Below are 21,272 nucleotides of genomic sequence, written 5' to 3'. Positions count from 1 at the left end.
TAGCCTTGCCGCGATTGATCGAAGGGTGCGCCTCGGCATGGCCGAGATAAAAATAAGCACAAAAAACGACCAACATGGAGTTATCACATGAAAAGAATATCAGCACTACTTGGAGGCGCATCCACAGTGATCGCCGGGCCGGTTCTGGCTGCGGATATTGTAATCGGCGTTCCAAACTGGGCATCGGTTAATGCAACCGCTCATGTGCTTGAGGTTGTCATCGAAGAAAACCTCGGGCTTGATGTCGAGTTGCAGAATGGCACAAACCCAATTGTTTTCGAGGCAATGGACAGTGGGTCCATGCATGTGCATCCCGAAGTCTGGATGCCCAACCAGCAGAACCTGCATGACACATATGTCAAAGAAAACGGCACCGTGGTGATGAACGAAAACCCGGTGCAGGCCGAGCAGGGCATGTGCGTACCGACCTACATCGCGGAACAACACGACATCACGTCGATTGATGACCTAAGTGATCCCGACAAGATGGCGATTTTCGATACCGATGGAAATGGCACACCGGAAGTATGGATCGGCGCGCCGGGCTGGGCTTCGACCGTTGTCGAGAAAATTCGCGCCAAGTCCTATGGCTATGACCAGATTTTCGAACTGACAGAGTATGAAGAAACGATCGCCTACGCGAATCTTGCAAACGCCACCAAGGCGGGCGATCCGTGGATTGGGTTCTGCTACAGCCCGCATTACATTTTTGTCACGCAGGACCTGACCGTGCTTGAAGAGCCGCCGCACGATCCCGCGACCTGGACAATCGTTCAACCCACCGACGATCCTGACTGGTTGTCCAAGTCCGAAGCATCGACCGCCTGGAATGGTGCGACGCTTCATCTGCACTACGCCAAGGAACTGCAGGACAGCTTCCCCGAGGTGGCTGCCCTGTTCAGCAACTTCCAGATGAACGGGGATGATCTAAGCGCGATGGGCAAGGCGCTGGCCGTGGATAATATCGAAGCGGCCGACTTCGCCAAGCAATGGGTGGCGGAAAACGAAGACACCGTTATCGGTTGGCTAACGAACTAAATTGCAGATACCCGGGCCGTCGCGATCCCTCGCGGCGGCCCTTTTCTTATCTGCGGGCGAAACTTCGCCGTTAGAGGGGCAAATGAACGAACCTGTCGTAAAACTCGAAAATGTCTGGAAGATTTTCGGCAATCGAGCCGAGGAAGCCATGGCTGCTGTGCGCGCCGAAGGCATTGGCAAGCCGGAAGTTCTGGAAAAATTCAATTGTGTGGTCGGGGTGCAGGGCGCAACATTCGACGTGTCGCGCGGTGAGATTTTTTGCATAATGGGCCTGTCCGGGTCGGGCAAGTCCACACTGGTGCGTCACGTCAACCGTCTGATTGAGCCCACTGCGGGCAAGATCGAGATTCTGGGTCAGGATGTATCGAAACTGTCCGAAACTGAATTGCGTCGCATCCGCGCGCAGCAGATCGGAATGGTGTTTCAACATATGGCTCTGATGCCGCACCGCTCGGTTCGGGACAATGTGGCCTATCCTTTGGAGATCAGGAAGGTTTCCAAATCGAAACGATGGGCGGTGTCCGATCACGCGCTGAGCCTTGTAAACCTGACCGGGTACGAGGACCGCCTTCCGAAAGAGCTGTCGGGCGGCATGCAGCAGCGTGTCGGAATTGCGCGCGCGCTTGCCTCTGACCCTGAAATCCTGCTGATGGACGAGCCATTTTCGGCGCTGGACCCGCTGATCCGTTTGCAACTGCAGGATCAGTTCAAGGCGCTGGTGGCCCAGCTTCAGAAAACCACTTTGTTTATCACGCATGATCTGGATGAGGCCATTCGTATCGGTCACCGGATCGCCATCATGAAAGATGGGGTTATCGTTCAGATCGGCACGCCGGAAGATATCGTTATGAACCCGGCTGACGATTACGTCCGCGAGTTTGTGCAAGGCATTTCCAAGCTGAAACTGGTCAAAGCGCATTCGATCATGGAGCCGATGGGCAGCTATTCAGGTTCGCTTGACGGCGCGCCGCGCGCAGATGAGGGCGCGGACCTCGATCAACTCATCGATCTTGCGGTCAATACTGAACTGCCCGTCGTCATAACCGACACGGGAAGTGACGTGGGTGTCGTGACCAAGCCGCGTCTGTTACGCGGAATTCAAGGGGGCAAAAATGACTGATGCAACCGCAGAGCTCAAGGTAACGGCTGCCTCTGATGTGGAGGTCGACCGCGATGCGCTGGACAGGTCCATTCGGGACTTCGCCGGGCCAAACGGCGGCTACTATATTTCGGCCTTTCATAAGATCCACGACGCGACCAGCGCGATGCCCAATACCTTTAATGTTTGGGCCGCGGTGCTGGGGCCCTTCTGGTCAGCGTCGCGGGCCATCTGGGGTATGTTCTGGGCGTTCCTGATCCTTGAGATCATTGCGTGGGTGCAGATCGGGCGCGGTGCTTGGGGCAACCCGGGCGCGGAATTCTCTGAGCGGGCGGCCGGGCAACAGGCACGGGCCGCCGAATTGCTGGAGCGCGCAGCGGCAGCCACGGAACAGGCCGACATAGATCGCTTTACGCGGCTTGCCGAGAACATCCAGAAAGCAGCTGATACGAGCTTGGAGCGAGCTGTCGCCGCACAGTCCGAAGCGTCAAGCATAATGATCACCGGGCTTTTGATGCTGTTGGTTTTCAAGCTGGTGCAGGGCTTTTATGCCGATCGCGTATACGAGAAACAATATTCAAGGTGGCGGATTGATCCGACCAGTACTGAAAGTGGCCGATCCACACGAAATACCGTGCTGGGTGCTGTTCTTGTGGCCGCGATTGCACCGTTGATCGTTTACAAGTTCACCGTGAACGCCTCGCTGGCGATGCTGGATGCTTTCCCGGAGCAAGAAGTTTCGGCATTCTTCCTAGGTGAAGGCGAAGGCACGCTGTTTTCAAACCTTGCCAGTTGGATGGAGGCGCGGATTGATGCGGCCGCAGCGGCTGGGGGCGATGTGTTCGACGGTATTGTCGCTGGTGTCCGCTCGGTCCTGGATGCGTTGACCGTGGCGCTGATCGGGTCACCCTGGCCAGTGGTCATGCTGGTCATTTGCGTGACGGCATGGCGCGCGGCCGGGCCACGGGTGGCGATCTTTACCGCGTCGTCGCTGGCCTATATCGCCCTGCTGGGCTACTGGGATGTGGCGATGGAGACGGTGGCGCTGGTTGGTGCTGCGGTGCTTTTATGTGTGGTGATCGGTATCCCTCTGGGCATTTGGTTTGGCAAATCTCAGCGTGCGTATCGTGCAGCAGAGCCGGTTCTGGACCTGATGCAGACACTTCCGGCCTTTGTGTACCTGATCCCGATCATCGCGTTCTTCGGTACCGGAAATCCACCGGGTATCTTGGCCACGATCATTTTTGGAATGCCTCCCGTTATTCGCCTGACTGCGCTGGGCATGCGGGGTGTGCCAGAAAGCATCAAAGAGGCTGCCGTGGCCTTTGGGGCTTCGAAATGGCAACTGTTAAAGGATGTCGAGATTCCGCTGGCCTTGCCCTCGATCATGACAGGGGTGAACCAAACCATCCTGATGTGTCTGTCAATGGTAGTGATCATCTCGCTGATCGGTGGCGGAGGTCTGGGCAAGGAAATCCTTGAGGCGCTGCAATACGCCGCCAAGGGGCCGGGTCTGCTGGGCGGCTTTGCCATCTTGTTCTGCGCTATGGTCATTGACCGTATCGTGCAAGGGGCCTTCCGGAGGGAAGACGAAAAAATCTGAACGCATACGCCCCCAAAAAATGAGCATTGGGGGCGTTTTGTTGATCAGTCACAACAGCGAAGGTCGTTGGCCATCTTGAGCGAGATAGTCGAATACTCTCGGTGCGCATCCGGAACGTCGGCTACCGGCGCGCATGGACCGCCTGCGCAAGGATGCAAAGCAGCTCAAACATCAACGAAATGCCAAGCCAAGCGGTACCGCCGTTGGGGTCAAAAGGTGGTGCGACTTCAACCAGATCAGCACCTAAAAGGTTGACGCCAGCCATTTTGCGAATGAGCTGCTGCGCCTGAAAGCTGTTTGGGCCCCCGATTTCCGGAGTACCCGTGCCCGGTGCATAAGTTGGGTCAACGAAGTCGATGTCAAAGGTGCAATAGGTTGGGGCGGCCCCCACGATGCCGCGCACCTCTGACATGACGTCATCAATGCCCCGGTCGAACAGTTCCTCGATACGGATGATGCGGATGCCCTGCGCTTGGCCCCATTCAATGTCTTCAGTGTTATAGGCCGTGCCGCGAATACCGATCTGAACAAAGCGCTTGGGGTCGACAAGCCCGTCTTCGACCGCGCGACGGAACGGTGTGCCGTGCGTAAACCTGTGGCCGCCGAAATACGTGTCGAACAGATCTGTGTGGCTGTCGAACTGGATCAGGCCCAGAGGACCGGACTGAGCCAGCGCGCGCAGAACAGGCAAGGTCGTCAGGTGATCTCCGCCGGCTGTCAAAGGGGTTATGCCCCGGTCGTGCAGTTTCGAATAGAACTGAGTTACGCGGTTCAGTGTGTCGTCGATATCCACCGGATTTGGCGCAACGTCCCCCAAGTCAGCACAATTCACCAGCGAGAAGGGCGCGATCCCGGTTACTGGGTTCATCGCCCGGATCATAGTGGAATAGTCCCGCAACTGACGGGGTCCATGCCGTGCGCCGGGCCGGTTGGTGGTACCCCCGTCCCAGGGAATGCCGATCAATCCCAATTCGACCTCATCGATACGCTCATGGTCAAGACTCATGCTGGGAAGGCGCATGAATGTGGGGATACCGGCAAATCGGGCAAGCTCCATCGCCGAGACGGGTTGAAAAAAAGTATCGGTCATTTGTGCTCCGCTCATGAAAGGCCGCGAAAAAGCCTGAACCTCGGGTGCGGCCCTAAGGACAGGTGTTCGACAATATGTGCCGCCAGCTGAATTCCCGCTCCTTTGGGTTTGGTAACCAAGCTTCAGGCCAGCAAACCCTACCCTAAAGCGTGCGGTGCTGACAGAATGTCTTGGCGCGTGGTTCTGCCCACATCCGTCATCATGGCTGCCAATAGGGACGATGCGGCAGAGAGGATAAGTTCGCTGATAACCTGTCAGGTCGGACAAACAGTCCGAGAGACAGACATCTGTGCATGACCTTGCAAGACATCACGTTTATCGGCACCTATACAGAAAAGGCTGAGGTTACCCGGCAGACGTGGCGGGTCTTTTTTGATGCTCCACGGTCTGCTCTTGACTGGATCGAGGAACGGGCTTTGATCAAGGGGGCTGTCGCACCGCGACCCGTGTAAAGCGGTGGTTGCAGCCCCTCAACCAAGCTTGCGCTTTGGGCATAAGCCCGGCAAAACGGAGAGGGTCATGTATAAGAAAGTTCTTGTTCCAATGGCACTGGATCACGGTATTTCACACCACACGCTTGAGGTGGCCCGCGCCCTTTCAGCGGACGGCGGTGAGATCGTTGCCTTACATGTATATGAAATGCCTCAGGGTTCGGTCAGCGCTTATCTGGACAAGGATTTGGTCGCGCGTGGGTTTCGCGCGGCCAGCAACATGTTGCGCGAGAAAATCGAAGATATCGAAGGTGTCACGTCCGATATTGTCAAGGGACATACCGCCCGAACCATCATCGACTATGCCAATGGCAGGGATTTCGACTGTATCGTTATCGGCTCGCACAAGCCCGGCCTCAGCGATTACTTCCTCGGCTCTACCGCGTCCCGCGTTGTCCGCCATGCCGGATGTGCCGTGCATGTGCATCGCAGCATCTGACCCTTCAATCGCGCCGATCGCGCCCCAGACAGGACCGACAGACCCGCTATGAACATAGACAAAAAGATCGCTGATGATCTGATTGCAAACGATATCTCGTTTGTGACCACTGTTCCGTGCAAGCAATTGGCCGGGGTGATTGACGAAATTGACAAGCGCGAAAGCATCTATCACATCCCCTCCAACAAGGAAGATGAAGGGATGGGCCTGTGTGCTGGTGCGTGGATGGGTGGCAAACGCCCTGCGATCATCATGCAGAACACCGCTATTGGCGTGACGATCAACACTCTGGCGACGCTGATCCAGTATTATCGGATGCCGCTGCCCATGCTGATCTCGTACCGGGGGGAACTACGCGAGCCGATCGCCTGTCAGGTGGAAATGGCTGTGCATACCAAGGCACTGCTGGCCCAGATGCACATCCCGACTTATCACTTCCACCATCAGGAGGATGTGGATGAGTTAGACGCGATCCTGAAATATACCTTCATGTGCAACAAACCGGTCGCCATTCTGACCGACGCCAATTTCTGGGGAGGCTATGGCGACCAATGATACGCTCCGAAATTCTAAATGAAATCGCCCCGATCCTGCGCGACCAACTGGTTATCTGTAATATCGGTATTCCCAGTCAGGAACTTCATGCCATCGACGACCAACCGAGCAATTTCTATATGCTGGGTACGATGGGGCTGGCCTCGTCCATTGGCCTTGGGCTGGCGCTTTCGCAGCCCAAACCGGTGATCGTGATTGACGGCGATGGCTCGGTTTTGACCAATCTTGGCACGCTGCCGACCATCGCCAACAATGTGGCCGACAACTACATCTTGCTGATCATCGACAATGGGTCCTATGGGTCTACCGGGGATCAGCCGACCTATGCAGGACAGAAAACCTCGCTGGCGAAAATGGCCGAAGCTGCAGGCTGCGACCGTGTCATCGAATGTCAGGCCGAGCAGACCGGCCGTGTACTGCAAGAGGCGCTGGATGCCCGGCAGATGACCATCATCGTTAGTAAGTGTGAAAGCGGCAATGCTAAGATGCCGCCGATCACGATGGACCCGGTTGTCATCCGCGACCGCTTTATGAAGGCGGTTCAGGCCTGATGGCAGCCCATGCCCGTCAAACCGCGCCGGATCTGCGTGGGGAGGATGGGAGTCTTTGCGAGCAAAGGTGCGGGACACGTCCGTCGCGATCGCTTTGATGGGAATAGCTTATGGAGCTGAACCAAAGACGTGACTGGCTTGTCACTTGGTTCGCTCCAACAGGTGGCCGTACCCTGAAATAGGCTCGGCGATATCCAACAGATGCAAAGCCTGAAACAGCATTGCCTGATTGGAACTGATAACCGGCTTGCCAACTGCGTCCTCCAGCCGGGCCAGCACCTCGACGCTGCGCATATCGGTGCAGGACAAGACCAGTGCATCTGCATCGGTGTGATCCGCCGCGCGGCCCAGTTCAAAAACCGCATTCGGGTCCAACGCCCCTTGGCCTTCATTGTCCAGCGTTTCCGTGACTTCGGAGCGTTGGATCGTTTCAATCCCCAGCTTGGTGAGAAACCTGATCGCCAGGTCATTGATTGCCGGCACATAGGGCGAGGCAAAGCCGATGCGTCTGGCACCTAATGCCGACAAGGCATGCACCAAGGCACCGGCAGCAGTGACCGTTTTGGCTCCGCTGATGGCGTTGATCCGGCTGGCAAGGGTCCGGTCGAACTCGGGACCATGGGTCAGGGTGGCAGAGGTGCATCCATAAAAGACAACATCCGGCTTGGCCCCCATCAACAGGCGTAGGGGTTCGTCCAGATCAGCCGCCCCAAGATTATGCATTTGAGTTTCATCGGGAATCTGATCCTCGTCATACCCTCCCATCCGCGCCACGTGCAAAGAGATGCCGTTTGGTGCCATCAAAGCCAGATCAGGTTCGAGATTGGTGTTGGTAAAAGGCACCAGTATGCCGAACCGGGCGCGCCCTCTGGGTGTGTTCATGCTTGCCTCTCTTGTTTCCATTGTTTCAGGATTGAGATAGCCATATCCATCGCCGCTTGCGGACCAACAGTCATACGCAATGTGTGGGGCAATCCAGCGCCGCCTTGCGGCCGTAGGAAAACACCTTCGGATCGCAGCATCCTGTCCGCACTTGCCACGGCTTCGGCGCTGCCTAGGTTCAACAACACAAAGTTTGTCAAACTGGGGTAGGGTGCGAACCCTTCGTGTCGCAGCTGCGCTGACGCCTGATCCCTCAGCGCGGCAGTCATCGAACAGGTTTCGCGCATATAGGCGTCATCCCGTACCGCTGCGACTGCGGCGAATTGCGCGCAGGCCGGAATGTTGTTCGGGTTCATCACCTTGCGTATCTCCCGGGCAATGGCCGGCGGGAACAGACCCCAGCCGACGCGAAACCCGGCCATGCCATACGCTTTGGAGAATGTCCGCAATACCACGGTGTTTTCGCTTTGCACCAGATCGAAACACCGCTCGTGCAGATGATCCGCGAATTCGCCATAGGCTTCGTCAATCACCAGCAGGATATCAGACCGCAAGCCATGGCGCAGTCGGACGAGTTCGGATTTTGGGATGCGCGTGCCGGTTGGGTTGCCTGGGTTGGCAATGAACACGATCCCTGTATCCGGTCTAACGGCTGTCAGCAAGGCATCAATACTCACGACGGCCTCCACCTCGGTGGCGGTATCAAACCGCGCATTGGCCACCCTCGCAGCGGTCTGGAAAAACGGGTAGGCATGCGCTGGCGCCAGCACCGCCCGCTCCGGCCCCGAATACACCCGTGTTAGACACCCGATCAGGTCAAGCGATCCATTGCCGCACAGAATGTTGTCGGCCTCTATTTCGTGCAGGTCCGCCAACGCCTGCCGCAGGTCCGTCCAGTCGGGATCGGGATAAAGCATCGACGTACCCATCGCCCGCGCCGCTGCCTCAATCGCCATTGGGCTGGGTGGTCGAATACTTTCATTTTGCGACAATGATATCAGCGTTTTACCCGCGGGAGCATGCAGGTCCGCCAGCGCGTAGGGCGACATCTGCGCAATATGGGGATGCGGCTTTGTCATATCTGTCTCCGGTACAGGTTTCGGGCCATTTCCGTGCTGACCAGACCGGCGCGAATGTCGTTTTGTACGGCGCTGTCCGGGCGGTCTGCGGGCGGGCCAAACCCGCCACCGCCCGGAGTCTCGAAAACCAGTGTGTCGCCCGCCTTGATCCGAACCTCTCCTTTGCCCGGCAATTGGCGGTTTCCGGGTTGTACCGTGATGCGACCCGGCGCGCCGTTCAGGCCACCTTCACGGCCCTTGGCGGGGTTTTTGATCCGCTCGACGGACAGGAACAGCATCAGGTTCTGATCCTTGGATGCGCTGAGCTCGACACGCTGTCCAAGCCCGCCGCGCTGTTTTCCGGCCCCACCGGAATCCTGTCTTAACTCACGTCGGTGAAACAGTACCGGCGCGACGGCTTCGGTGGTTTCAATCTGACTGCCCCATACGCCGCTGGGAAAGGCGGTGGCTGAAAGGCCGTCCAGCAGGGGTCGGGCGCCAGTGCCGCCGTTGAACACCAGTTCGAGCGCAAAGAGGTCATCACCTCGGTCTGCTGCTTCGGGTGCGTGGCGCAGGGGCAGGTCGTACATGCAGGAAGCTCCTTCGGCCGGAACCTTGTCTGGCAGGGCCTGAGCCAAACAGCCATAGACCAGATCCGGCGTCATCTGCCCCAGCGTGTGCCGCATCGCCACCGGAGCCGGGGGCTGCGCATTCAGAATACAGCCTTTCGGACCAGTCACGCGAAACGGGTCGAGCGAGCCCGCATTGTTTGGAATATCAGCCCCGATGATGCAGCGCAGGGCAAAAACCGAATAGGCCGTGGCATAATTCAGCGGCACGTTGATCCCTTTGCTGACGCAGGCGGCAGTGCCGTCGAAATCCAAAAGCAGATGATCATCCGCAATTGTGAGCGCTGCGTGCAGCTCGATCTCATCATCGTACCCATCCACTCTTAGTGCTGTGGTCCACGTGCCTTTGGGCAGGGCGGCAATGGCATCCAGCGTTCCGCGTCTAGAGGTTTCAATGATGTAGTCCGCCAGGGCAAACAGGTCTGAAATACCGAATTCTTCCATCATCTGGAGCAGCCGCACAGACCCGGCCTCACAACAGGCGATCAGCGCATAGATGTCACCTTCGTTGGCGATCGGCTCGCGTGAGTTGGCTTTGACAATCTCAAGCAGCAGTTCGTTGACCTCGCCCTCGCTGACCAGTTTGCAAGGTGGGATCAGCAGCCCTTCGTCGAAAATGTCCGACCCTTCGGGCCCCATACCCAGCCCGCCAAGGTCAACAAGGTGGGATGTGCAAGCGGTGTAGCCAATGACGGTTTCGCCGAAGAAGACCGGCATCATCAGCAGAAAGTCGTTCAGATGGCCTGACGCGATCCACGGATCGTTGGTCATGTAGATATCGCCGGGCTTCATTTCGGTGTGAACAAATGTCTCCCGAAGGGTTTTGACCGCTTCGGCCATGGTGTTGATATGGCCGGGGGTGCCGGTCACAGCCTGTGCCAGCATCCGGCCTTGAGCATCAAAGATCCCGGCCGAAATATCCCCGCATTCGCGCACAATCGGGCTGAAGGCTGCGCGGATCAGGGCTTGGCCCTGTTCCTCGACCACGGCCAGAAGACGGTTCCACATGACTTGAAGGCGTATGTCTGATTGGATCATACCTGACCCTCCTTTTCCCGTGTCAGCCAGATATTGCCCTGGCCATCCACCCGGGCGCTGAAATCAGCGCTTACGAATGTGGTTGTCTGCGCTTCGACGATAAGCGCCGGCCCGTTGAACGCAGCTCCGGGTGCAAGGTCGGCACGGTTGAACACACCCGCGGAACGCCATTCACCGGTGACGTCACACAGGATTTCGCGATGTTCGATAGCCTGTACGTGCGCAAGCGAAGGGTCTTCTGGAAAGGCGTCATGCGTCAGTGCGAAAGATGAGACTGACAGCCCCCAATTCAGAACCTCGATGGTCATGCCCGGCACGATCCGGCTGAACTGTCGACTGTATTCGGCTTCAAAAGCCTTTTTCAAAGCGTCGATATCCGAGGCGGCCAAAGGCCGATCGGGCAGGCGGATTTCGATCTCGTGGCCCTGTCCGTGATAACGCATATAGGCGATCCTGCACTGCTGAAGCGCACCTTTGGGTGCGCCAGCGCGGACAACGTGCTTTGCCTCGGAATACATGGTGTCAAAGAAACGGTTCAGCCCATCTATATCGAGATCGCCCAACCGGGCGTAGCGCGACCGGATGATTTCATAGGACACTGGGGCGAACAGGAAGCCAACCGCCGAGCCGACGCCCGGATCGCGGGGGATCAATACCCGTCGCATTTGTGCGCGGCGGGCTACGCGGGTTGCATGCAGCGGACCATTGCCGCCGAAGGCTATCATCAGCCGATTTCCAAGGTCTTTGCCGGATTCAACCGCGTGCATACGGCCTGCGCTGGCCATGCTTTCATCAACAATCTCGCTGACCGCGAAAGCGGCGTGATCCGGGCCGAGGTTCAGCGGGTCACCGACATCCTGCGCCATTGCCTGCTGTGCCGCGTCGGGGTCAATCTTCAACCTCGCTTCGGCGAAGCGCCCCGGGTCGATCAGCCCTAATGTCAGATCGGCATCGGTGACTGTAGGTTTGTCGCCACCTTTACCGAAGGCAGCCGGGCCAGGATCAGACCCCGCACTGTGTGGGCCGACTTGAAGGCGACCCAGACGATCCACACTCGCGATTGAGCCACCCCCGGCACCGATCTCAATCATCTCGATTACCGGAATGCGAACCGGCATGCCCGATCCTTTGATAAAGCGTTCGGCCCGTGAAATTTCGAATTTACGGGCGGTTTGCGGGCGATAGTCGTCGATCAGACATAGCTTGGCCGTGGTTCCGCCCATGTCAAAGGACAGCACCTCAGTTTCGCCTGTGGCCTCGGCGATGCGCGCAGCAAGAATGGCACCTCCTGCGGGGCCGGACTCAACAAGGCGGATCGGCAATCGGGCAGCGGTTTCCAGCGTGGTCATACCCCCGCCTGCGGTCATCATCAGGATCGGGCAGACAAGCCCCATCTGCCGGAACCGATTTTCCAAATCCCGCAGATACCCGGACATCAGGGGCTGAACGTAGGCGTTTGCAATTGTCGTGCAGAGCCGGTCGAATTCGCGCGCTTCGGGACTGACCTCATGGCTGAGCGAGACCACCAGATCAGGTCTATGCTGCAACAGCAGATCGCGCAGCGCCAGCTCGTGCGCAGGATTGGCATAAGCGTGCAGGAGACAGATGGCGACAGCCTCGACCTCAAGCCGGTCAAGATCTGCCACCAAAGGCACGATACTCTCAGTGTCCAACGGTTCAAGCTCTTGCCCGCTGGCATCCATGCGACCGCCGATGGTCAACGCATGGGTCCGCGATACGATCAGGTCGGGCTTGACGAGATCAATCGCGTATTGGCTGTAGCGACGCTCATAGGCGATTTCCAGAATATCGCGAAACCCGCGCGTGGTGACGGTTGCGGTGGTTGCGCCTCGACGCTCGATCAGGGCATTGGTGGCGAGCGTCGTGCCGTGGATGAAACCAGTCACCTGATGCCAGCCAGCGCCAGCTGCCTCAAGAACGTGGGTGGCCCCGGCCACCGCGCCAAGGGCAGGGCGGCGCGTCGTGGTGGGTGTTTTGGTCGTCGCCAACACCTGCGACACACCATTCAGCAGGACGGTATCCGTAAACGTGCCGCCGATGTCGATTGCCATACGCAATCCATTTGTTTGGTTCATAAGGGAAGTCGCCTGAAGGGTGAAGCAAACCCGCTGACGGGTCAGGTGAAAACGATCGGAACCCTCAGGTCAGGCGACCAGATCGCACCCAGTATCGCGGCGCATCATCGGCTGTCGAAGGCGTGGTTTCACCGCGTCGGTTCCTCATCCTCAGATAACCTAAGTATAGGTTGAAGACTGTCTCTTGCGTCAACAAAACTTTTTAGGATGCCCGGGTATTTTGATAGAAAAAACCATCTCGCCGCTGGTCACCAAAAAGTGGGTTGAGCGTATAAACTTTAAGCATAAAATATTTTTACTTGAAGGGATACGCGACTCGGTCTAGCGTTTCAGGTATTCAAAGGGATGAGGGGAAGGGTGGCGATGCGCATTGCTTGCCTTGGCGGTGGACCTGCGGGCCTTTATTTCGGGATTTCGATGAAGCTTCGAAATCCGGGGGCTGAGGTTGAGGTGATCGAACGCAATCGACCCGATGACACCTTTGGCTGGGGCGTTGTCCTGTCGGATGAGACGCTGGAAAACTTGGCGGCCAACGATCCCGTCAGTGCTGCCAAAATCCGCGACCACTTTGCATATTGGGATGACGTTGCACTTGTTCACAACGGCCAGCGTACAGTTTCTGGCGGGCATGGCTTTTGCGGGATCGGACGCAAGCAGCTTTTGCTGCTTCTCCAAAACCGCGCCCGCGAGTTGGGTGTTGAAATGCGGTTTGAGACCGAGATCGCGTCAGCCTCGGACTATATGAATGACTACGATATCGTTATCGCTTCGGATGGGTTGAACTCGAAAACCAGAACCGAGTTTGCAGACGTGTTCAAACCGGATATCGATCAGCGATTGTGTCAGTTCATCTGGCTGGGAACGCATCAGAAATTCGATGACGCCTTTACCTTTATTTTTGAGAAGACCAAAAAGGGGTGGGTCTGGGCACATGCTTATCAGTTCGACCCGGATACTGCGACTTTCATCGTCGAATGCACGCAAGAAACCTTCGATGCTTACGGTTTTGCCGACATGAGCCAGCAGGAGTCGATTGCAGTTTGCGAAGAGATTTTCAAGGATCATCTGGGCGGCCATGCCCTGATGACCAATGCCAGTCACATTCGCGGATCGGCCTGGCTGCGGTTCCCGCGTGTCCTGTGCGAAAAATGGAGTCACAAGAACGTCGTCCTGCTGGGGGATGCGGCCGCCACGGCGCATTTCTCAATCGGGTCGGGCACGAAGCTGGCGCTGGAAAGCGCGATTGCGCTGGCCGAGTATATTCACACTGAAAACACGCTTGAGGCGGCATTTGCCCGCTATGAAGACGAACGCCGATTAGAGGTTCTCCGCCTGCAATCGGCTGCGCGGAACTCGGTCGAATGGTTCGAAGATGTGGAACGATACCTCGATTTGGACTCGGTGCAGCTGAACTATTCCATGCTGACACGGTCACAGCGGATCAGCCATGAAAACCTGCGCGAACGCGATGCCCAATGGCTTGGTCGGGCAGAAGCCTGGTTCATGCAGCAGGCCGGGGCCGAAACCAACGCGCCCGCCCGTGCGCCAATGTTTGCGCCGTTTCGATTGCGTGAAATGGCGTTGAAAAACCGGATTGTGGTATCGCCCATGGCGCAGTACAAAGCGGTGGATGGCTGCCCGACCGATTGGCACCTGATCCACTATGGCGAGCGTGCCAAGGGTGGGGCAGGGCTGGTTTATACAGAGATGACCTGTGTCAGTGCAGATGGCCGCATCTCGCCGGGCTGTCCGGGGCTCTATGCGCCCGAGCATGAAACAGCATGGCGTCGACTGACCGATTTTGTACACACCGAGACCGAAGCCAAAATCTGCTGCCAAATCGGTCATGCGGGACGCAAGGGATCGACCCGCATCGGGTGGGAAGGTATGGATCAACCGCTGGAGGATGGAAACTGGCCGTTGATATCGGCCTCTGCCATCCCGTGGTCAGACGAAAACGCAGTACCCAAAGGGATGGATCGCGCGGATATGGATCGCGTGACCACGCAGTTTGTTGAGGCCGCGCGCATGGCTGATCGCGCCGGGTTCGACATGATCGAACTGCATGCGGCTCATGGCTATCTGATCTCGTCCTTCATTTCACCGCTGTCCAACATGCGCAATGATGAATATGGTGGCAGTCTGGAAAACCGCATGCGCTATCCGCTGGAAGTCTTCACAGCCATGCGCTCGATTTGGCCCGAGGCAAAACCGATGGCGGTGCGCATCTCTGCCAGCGACTGGGTTGGCGAAAACGGCATCACCCCGGAAGAGGCCGTCGAGATCGCCACCATGTTCGATGCGGCAGGCGCGGATATCGTGGATGTCTCTGCCGGTCAAACCTCGACACAAGCGCAGCCGGTTTACGGACGGATGTTCCAAACCCCGTTCTCGGACCGCATCCGAAATGAGCGCGGTATCAAGACCATGGCGGTCGGCAACATATATGAGGCGGACCACGTCAATTCGATCCTGATGGCGGGGCGTGCCGATCTGGTTTGCCTTGCACGGCCGCATTTGAACGATCCTTACTGGACCCTGCACGCAGCCACCGCGCTGGGCGACCGGCAGGAGGTCTGGCCCAAGCCCTATGAGGCCGGGCGGGATCAGGCCTGGCGACTGGCTGATCGTGAAGCGGAAATGGAAGGTAAGGTATGAGCCACGTTGTTGTATCCGGCGGCGGCACTGGGGTAGGCGCCGCGATTGCAAAACGTTTTGCGGAAGATGGCGCGGCAGTCACGCTATTGGGGCGGACCGAAGCTAACTTGCAGGAACAAGGGCTGCCTTACGAAGTGTGTGACGTGACCGATGCGGCGCAGGTACAAGCGGCCTTCAAGTCGGCCCGCGCAGATCGAGGTCCGGTTACCGCGGTCATCGCCAATGCGGGTGCAGCACACTCCGCCCCGTTTTCAAAGATGACCGCAGATGACCTGCGGGCCATGACCGAGGTGAACCTTGTTGGCGTTTTCAATGTGTGGCAGGCCGGGCTGGCAGACATGCGGGCCGCAGGCACAGGACGCCTGATCACCATAGCGTCGGTCGCAGGGCTGAAAGGTTTTGCCTATGTCGCGGGGTATTGCGCCGCGAAGCACGCCGTTGTCGGCCTGACCCGCTCGCTGGCGATTGAACTGGCCCCCACTGGGATTACCGTGAACGCCGTTTGCCCCGGCTATGTCGACACCCCCATGCTGGACCGCTCAATCGCGAACATCGTCGAAAAGACGGGGATGAGCGAAGAGGACGCCGCCGCCTCGCTTCATCGGGGCAACCCTCAACGTCGGTTTATTGAAACAGATGAGGTCGCAAGTGCGGTCATGTGGTTGTGTTCGGATGCAGCAAAATCAGTGAACGGCCACGCTCTTAGCTTGTCAGGGGGGGAGGTATGACGCCAACGCTTGCGCAACCCCCGCTTGAAGATGCCTCGAAAGAGCGGCTGCGCCTTTGGTTGCGGTTGCTTAAAACCACACGCGGGATTGAGGCAAAACTGCGCGAAAATTTCCGGGCCGAGTTCGATACGACCTTGCCCCGGTTCGACGTTATGGCTGCCCTGTCACGCTATGAAGATGGCCTGAAGATGAGTGAGATATCGGGCGTTTTGCGCGTCTCCAACGGAAATGTGACCGGTATCGTCGATCGGTTGGCTGACGACGGGTTGCTGGTGCGTGTTCCGGTGCCCGGCGACCGACGCGCCCATCGTGTCTGTATGACGCGGAAAGGGCGCGAGGAGTTCGCCCGGCAGGCCGCTGCGCATGAGGCCTGGATTGCTGACATGCTGGGCCAGTTTTCGGCCGAAGATGCCCGGACGCTGACCACGGAATTCAATCTGCCAGAGGAAGCCAATGACCGGTAACGTCAAACATTTTCGGTGTGAAGTTCAGAACCGGGTTGCAACAATCGCGCTGGACCGGCCTGATCGGAAAAATCCGCTGACCTTCGACAGCTATGCCGAGTTGCGCGACTGGTTTCGCGATCTGGTCTATGTGGATGATGTTGACGCGGTGGTGTTTGCGTCGAACGGAGGCAACTTCAGTTCAGGCGGGGATGTGCATGACATCATTGGCCCGCTGACCCGCATGAACATGAAACAATTGCTCGCCTTCACCCGCATGACTGGTGATCTGGTCAAGGCGATGGTGAATTGCGGTAAGCCGGTTATCGCTGCGATTGACGGGGTTTGCGTTGGCGCGGGGGCGATCATCGCTATGGCGTCCGATCTGCGCATCGCCACCCCACAGGCCAAATGCGCCTTTTTGTTCACACGCGTTGGCCTTGCGGGTTGCGACATGGGAGCGTGTGCGATCCTGCCTCGGATCATCGGACAGGGTCGGGCTGCGGAATTGCTCTATACCGGGCGGTCCATGAGTGCCGAGGAAGGGTTTTCCTGGGGCTTCTACAACAAACTGGTTGAGGCCGATCAGTTGGACAGTGCGGCGCAAGATATGGCCCGCCGGATCGCGGATGGCCCGAATTTTGCGCATATGATGACCAAAACGATGCTTGCGCAGGAATGGTCCATGTCCATCGAACAGGCGATCGAGGCTGAAGCGCAGGCGCAGGCCATCTGCATGCAGACCGGAGATTTTGAACGCGCCTACAACGCCTTCGTGGCCAAGGAAAAACCGGACTTTATGGGGGATTGATGCCAGATAGCAGCTTTTTGACATGGCCGTTTTTCGAACCGCGTCACCGGGACTGGGCCGCGCGGGTGGAACAGGTCGCGCAAGGGCTTGAGATCGACCACACGGACACGGATGCCGCCTGTCGCAGACTTGTGCGAGATTTGGGGGCGGCTGGCCTGCTGCACCCGACGGCGGATGAAGGCGGTCAGCTGGATGTTCGGACGCTGTGCCTGACGCGTGAAATCCTTGCTCGCCATGACGGATTGGCCGACTTTTCCTTTGCGATGCAAGGGTTGGGGACCGGCGCGATTTCGCTTTTCGGAACGCCCGAACAAAAAGCCGCATGGTTGCCGAAGACGCGCAGCGGGCAGGCGATTTCGGCCTTTGCGTTGACCGAGCCGCAATCGGGTTCGGACGTTGCAAATTCGACCATGACCGCGACGCGGGATGGGGATGACTACGTTTTGAACGGCGAAAAGACGTGGATTTCGAACGGGGGGATCGCGGATGTGTACACTCTGTTCGCCCGCACCGGCGAAGCACCGGGGGCCAAGGGTTTGTCCGCCTTCATCGTCACGCCCGACCTGCCGGGCTTTAAGGTTGTCGAGCGTCTGAGCACAATCGCGCCGCATCCGCTGGCCACGCTGCGGTTCACCGATGTCCGCGTGCCAGTGCAGTCCATGATCGGGGCAGGTGGGTCAGGGTTTCAGATCGCAATGTCCGTGTTGGATGTGTTCCGCTCGACCGTGGCAGCGGCGGCTTTGGGATTTGCGCGCCGCGCGCTGGATGAGGCACTGCAGAGGGTCGGCGAGCGCCATGTACAGGGCGCACCGCTGTTCGATTTGCAGATGGTGCAGGGTCACGTTGCAGACATGGCGTTGGATATCGATGCGGCGGCCTTGCTTGTCTATCGCGCTGCATGGGCCAAGGACAGTGGCGCGCCGCGTGTCACGCGTGAGGCGGCGATGGCCAAGCTGTTCGCCACGGACCATGCGCAGCAGGTCATCGATAAGGCGGTGCAACTGTTTGGCGGTGACGGCGTACGTTCGGGCATGCCGGTCGAGACGCTTTATCGCGAAATCCGGGCATTGCGCATCTACGAAGGTGCCTCGGACGTGCAAAAGGTGGTGATTGCCCGCCAGACAATGGCCGCGCAGAGCGAGGGAAAGTAATGTTGGGACCGTCCGCGCATACCGATACGTTCACCCGAGACAACCTGCCGCCCGAGGATCAATGGCCGGACTTTCTGTTGGACGGTTTCGACTACCCAGACTACCTGAACGCGGCGCACGAGCTGACGGACGCGATGGTCGAAAAAGGTTTTGGCGACAACATCGCGCTGATCGGCAATGGACGCCAGCGGACCTATAAAGAGCTTACCGACTGGACCAACCGGCTGGCGCATGTGCTGGTCGAGGATTTGGGTGTGCAGCCCGGTAACCGCGTATTAATCCGGTCGGCAAACAACCCGGCGATGGTGGCCTGCTGGCTTGCTGCAACCAAGGCGGGCGCAGTGGTCGTCAACACTATGCCCATGCTTCGCTCTGGCGAATTGACGAAACATGTCGACAAGGCAGAGATCCAGCTTGCCCTCTGCGACACGCGTTTGATGGAGGAAATGGAGGTCTGCGCCCGTGACAGTCGCTTCTTGAAAAGGGTCGTGGGCTTTGACGGGACATCGAACCACGATGCTGAGCTGGATCGTCTGGCGCTACAAAAACCAGTAAAATTCGACTGTGTCAAAACCGGGCGCGATGATGTGGCGTTGTTGGGCTTTACATCCGGTTCGACGGGGGACCCAAAGGCCACGATGCATTTCCACCGGGATCTGATGATCATCGCCGATGGCTATGCGCAAGAGGTTCTGGATGTGCAGCCCGAAGACGTATTTGTCGGCTCACCCCCACTCGCATTCACTTTTGGGCTGGGTGGTCTGGCGGTGTTTCCCTTGCGGTTCGGGGCCACGGCGACCTTGCTGGAACAAGCCTCGCCCTCGGGAATGATCGAAATCATAGAGACGTACAAGGCCACCGTTTGTTTTACCGCGCCAACCGCATATCGTGTGATGCTTCGGGCGATGGAGGATGGGGCCGACTTGTCCAGCCTGCGCGCAGCGGTGTCCGCCGGGGAAACGCTGCCTAAACCCGTCTACGACGAATGGATCGAACGGACGGGTAAGCCGATGCTCGACGGGATCGGCGCGACGGAAATGCTGCATATCTTTATCTCGAACCGGTTTGACGATCACCGGCCCGCGTGTACCGGGCGTCCTGTCAGGGGGTATGAAGCGAAGGTTTTGAACCGCGATGGATCAGAGGCGGCGATTGGTGAGGTTGGCCGGTTGGCTGTGCGCGGCCCGACCGGCTGCCGGTATCTGGACGATGAGCGGCAGAAAAAATATGTCTTGGATGGGTGGAACATCACGGGCGACAGTTTCTACAAGGATGACGGCGGTTATTTCCATTTCGCGGCCAGAAACGACGATATGATCCTGTCCGCAGGATACAACATCGCAGGCCCCGAGGTTGAGGCCGCCCTACTTGCGCATGAGGCCGTTGCGGAATGTGCGGTGGTCGGTGCACCAGATACCGATCGCGGGGAAATCGTTCAGGCGCATATTGTCCTTGCCCAGGGCGTAACAGCCGACGATGCCCTGCGCGAGGCGCTGCAAAATCACGTGAAATCAGTCATCGCGCCGTACAAATATCCGCGCTCTATCCGGTTTTGTGAGTCCTTGCCAAAGACGGCAACAGGAAAAATTCAGCGATTCAAGCTGAAAACCCTCTCGACGAAGGGGGTATGATCGGTGTGAATAGCAAAACAACAAAAAAGAACACTCTGACAGGGGCATAGGTGAACGCGCAGAACAACGACACAAGGTGCGTTCAAAAGACCAACAAAGGGAGATGAAGATGAAAAAGTTTTTAGCAGCCGCTGCGGTTTCGGCGCTATGCGCCACCGGTGCGCTGGCAGAGGTCAAGGTCGGGATGATCACGACTCTGTCCGGTGGTGGTGCAGGGTTGGGTATCGACGTGCGCGACGGCTTCATGCTGGCGATCGCGCAATCGGGTCGCGACGACATTGAGGTCGTGATCGAGGATGACCAGCGCAAGCCGGACATCGCCGTGCAATTGTCCGATAAGATGATCCAATCTGAACGCGTCGACGTGATGACGGGTATCATCTGGTCCAACCTTGCGATGGCGGTTGTGCCGGCGGCGGTGAATCAGAACGTGTTCTACTTGTCGCCCAATGCGGGCCCGTCGCCTTTGGCAGGGCAAGGCTGTCACCAGAACTATTTCAACGTGGCCTGGCAAAATGACAACCTGCACGAGGCCGCCGGAGCATATGCCAACGGCGCGGGCTACTCGAACAGCTTTATCCTGGCACCGAATTACCCGGCGGGCGTGGACGCGCTGACGGGATACAAACGGTTCTTCGAGGGCAATCTGGCTGGTGAGGTTTACACCGAACTGGGGCAGACAGACTACGCCGCCGAGATTGCCCAAATCCGGGCCAGCGATGCGGACAGCGTTTTCTTTTTCTTGCCCGGTGGCATGGGGATTTCGTTCCTCAAGCAATATGCTGACAGCGGTATCGAGTTACCCGTGGTCGGCCCGGCCTTCAGCTTTGATCAGGGTATCTTGCAAGCGGTTGGCGATGCGGCGCTGGGCGTGGTGAACACTTCGCAATGGAACAAGGATATCGACAACCCGACCAACGCGGCCTTCGTCGAAAGCTTCCAGGCTGAATACGGACGTCTGCCTTCGCTCTATGCAAGCCAGGGGTTCGACACGGCAAACTTGTTGCTGTCCGCGCTTGAGAAAGCCGACCCGTCGGATGCCGATGCTTTCCGCGAAGCGCTGCGTGCGGCCGAGTTCGACAGCACCCGCGGTGATTTCAGCTTTGGCCCGAACCACCACCCGATTCAGACCATCTATGCGCGCGAAGTGATCAAGGAAGGTGACGTGTTCACCAACAAGATCATCGGCGTTGCGCTGGAAAACCACTCGGACGCTTACGCGGCTGAGTGCAAAATGTAACTGACTTGCTGCCTGCCCCTGATCGCGGGGCGGGCAGACCA

General features: G+C 58.1%; 19 protein-coding genes. 14 read left to right on the top strand and 5 right to left on the bottom strand.

Translation table 11 applies throughout. The features are described from left to right. The first annotated feature begins 87 nt into the window (after positions 1–87). From ACXAET_RS19175 to ACXAET_RS19165, 3 genes are all read left to right on the top strand, one after another. The gene (locus tag ACXAET_RS19175) at positions 88–1,038 is read left to right on the top strand and encodes an ABC transporter substrate-binding protein (RefSeq protein ID WP_475188983.1); all 951 of its coding nucleotides are present in this window, start codon (positions 88–90) and stop codon (positions 1,036–1,038) included. Between the two features lie 82 nt (positions 1,039–1,120). Next, entirely contained in the window at positions 1,121–2,158 is a 1,038-nt protein-coding gene (locus ACXAET_RS19170) for a quaternary amine ABC transporter ATP-binding protein (RefSeq protein WP_475188977.1), read from the top strand. Then, positions 2,151–3,740 carry an ABC transporter permease gene (locus ACXAET_RS19165; RefSeq protein ID WP_475188972.1) on the top strand — a complete coding sequence of 530 codons (1,590 nt, stop codon included), beginning with the start codon at positions 2,151–2,153 and terminating at the stop codon, positions 3,738–3,740. The genes ACXAET_RS19170 and ACXAET_RS19165 overlap by 8 nt, the downstream gene beginning before the upstream one ends. A gap of 121 nt (positions 3,741–3,861) precedes the next feature. On the opposite strand, the gene ACXAET_RS19160 is transcribed toward ACXAET_RS19165, so the two are convergent. Then, positions 3,862–4,830 carry an agmatinase gene (locus ACXAET_RS19160; protein WP_475188964.1) on the bottom strand — a complete coding sequence of 323 codons (969 nt, stop codon included), beginning with the start codon at positions 4,828–4,830 and terminating at the stop codon, positions 3,862–3,864. A 293-nt stretch (positions 4,831–5,123) separates the two neighbouring features. On the opposite strand from ACXAET_RS19160, the gene ACXAET_RS19155 reads away from it, so the two are divergent. From ACXAET_RS19155 to comE, 4 genes are all read left to right on the top strand, one after another. Continuing rightward, on the top strand, positions 5,124–5,282 hold the full coding sequence (locus tag ACXAET_RS19155; protein ID WP_475188960.1) for a hypothetical protein: 159 nt from the start codon (positions 5,124–5,126) through the stop codon (positions 5,280–5,282). Positions 5,283–5,349: 67 nt separating this feature from the next. After that, positions 5,350–5,760: a universal stress protein gene (locus ACXAET_RS19150; protein ID WP_475188955.1), complete on the top strand. Its 411-nt coding sequence runs from the start codon at positions 5,350–5,352 to the stop codon at positions 5,758–5,760. Between the two features lie 48 nt (positions 5,761–5,808). Further along, entirely contained in the window at positions 5,809–6,315 is a 507-nt protein-coding gene (comD, locus tag ACXAET_RS19145) for a sulfopyruvate decarboxylase subunit alpha (RefSeq protein ID WP_475188950.1), read from the top strand. Further along, positions 6,312–6,866, top strand: coding sequence for a sulfopyruvate decarboxylase subunit beta (comE, locus tag ACXAET_RS19140; RefSeq protein WP_475188945.1), 555 nt, complete (start codon positions 6,312–6,314; stop codon positions 6,864–6,866). Before comD ends, comE begins: the two co-directional genes overlap by 4 nt. Positions 6,867–7,007: 141 nt before the next feature. Here the strand turns inward: comE and ACXAET_RS19135 are convergent, their stop codons facing one another. Genes ACXAET_RS19135 through ACXAET_RS19120 form a run of 4 tightly spaced genes read right to left on the bottom strand, consistent with a single transcriptional unit; the run spans position 7,008 to position 12,569 of the window. After that, a complete protein-coding gene (locus ACXAET_RS19135) occupies positions 7,008–7,748 on the bottom strand; it encodes a maleate cis-trans isomerase family protein (protein ID WP_475188938.1) in 741 nt (246 codons plus the stop codon). Then, positions 7,745–8,827: a pyridoxal phosphate-dependent aminotransferase gene (locus ACXAET_RS19130; protein ID WP_475188934.1), complete on the bottom strand. Its 1,083-nt coding sequence runs from the start codon at positions 8,825–8,827 to the stop codon at positions 7,745–7,747. The genes ACXAET_RS19135 and ACXAET_RS19130 overlap by 4 nt, the downstream gene beginning before the upstream one ends. Continuing rightward, complete coding sequence (locus tag ACXAET_RS19125; protein WP_475188930.1) at positions 8,824–10,473, bottom strand: hydantoinase B/oxoprolinase family protein; 1,650 nt, start codon at positions 10,471–10,473, stop codon at positions 8,824–8,826. The genes ACXAET_RS19130 and ACXAET_RS19125 overlap by 4 nt, the downstream gene beginning before the upstream one ends. Next, on the bottom strand, positions 10,470–12,569 hold the full coding sequence (locus ACXAET_RS19120; RefSeq protein WP_475188929.1) for a hydantoinase/oxoprolinase family protein: 2,100 nt from the start codon (positions 12,567–12,569) through the stop codon (positions 10,470–10,472). Before ACXAET_RS19120 ends, ACXAET_RS19125 begins: the two co-directional genes overlap by 4 nt. A gap of 363 nt (positions 12,570–12,932) precedes the next feature. Here ACXAET_RS19120 and ACXAET_RS19115 point away from each other — a divergent pair, with 363 nt between their 5' ends. The 7 genes from ACXAET_RS19115 to ACXAET_RS19085 all read left to right on the top strand — a co-directional run bounded on the left by ACXAET_RS19115 (position 12,933) and on the right by ACXAET_RS19085 (position 21,231). Next, a complete protein-coding gene (locus tag ACXAET_RS19115) occupies positions 12,933–15,227 on the top strand; it encodes a bifunctional salicylyl-CoA 5-hydroxylase/oxidoreductase (protein WP_475190173.1) in 2,295 nt (764 codons plus the stop codon). Continuing rightward, positions 15,224–15,955, top strand: coding sequence for an SDR family NAD(P)-dependent oxidoreductase (locus ACXAET_RS19110; protein WP_475188926.1), 732 nt, complete (start codon positions 15,224–15,226; stop codon positions 15,953–15,955). Before ACXAET_RS19115 ends, ACXAET_RS19110 begins: the two co-directional genes overlap by 4 nt. After that, entirely contained in the window at positions 15,952–16,419 is a 468-nt protein-coding gene (locus ACXAET_RS19105) for a MarR family winged helix-turn-helix transcriptional regulator (RefSeq protein ID WP_068340578.1), read from the top strand. The genes ACXAET_RS19110 and ACXAET_RS19105 overlap by 4 nt, the downstream gene beginning before the upstream one ends. Continuing rightward, the gene (locus ACXAET_RS19100; RefSeq protein WP_475188920.1) at positions 16,409–17,209 is read left to right on the top strand and encodes an enoyl-CoA hydratase family protein; all 801 of its coding nucleotides are present in this window, start codon (positions 16,409–16,411) and stop codon (positions 17,207–17,209) included. Before ACXAET_RS19105 ends, ACXAET_RS19100 begins: the two co-directional genes overlap by 11 nt. Beyond that, entirely contained in the window at positions 17,209–18,360 is a 1,152-nt protein-coding gene (locus tag ACXAET_RS19095; protein WP_475188916.1) for an acyl-CoA dehydrogenase family protein, read from the top strand. Before ACXAET_RS19100 ends, ACXAET_RS19095 begins: the two co-directional genes overlap by 1 nt. After that, positions 18,360–19,991, top strand: coding sequence for an AMP-binding protein (locus ACXAET_RS19090; protein ID WP_475188913.1), 1,632 nt, complete (start codon positions 18,360–18,362; stop codon positions 19,989–19,991). Before ACXAET_RS19095 ends, ACXAET_RS19090 begins: the two co-directional genes overlap by 1 nt. A 109-nt stretch (positions 19,992–20,100) precedes the next feature. Beyond that, the gene (locus ACXAET_RS19085; protein WP_233422034.1) at positions 20,101–21,231 is read left to right on the top strand and encodes an ABC transporter substrate-binding protein; all 1,131 of its coding nucleotides are present in this window, start codon (positions 20,101–20,103) and stop codon (positions 21,229–21,231) included. The last annotated feature ends 41 nt before the right edge of the window (positions 21,232–21,272 follow it).

It is taken from the genome of Ruegeria sp. AWH4_226 (assembly GCF_056159225.1).
Note: the sequence above shows the minus strand (reverse complement) of the source record. Positions and strands in the feature narration are given on the sequence as shown.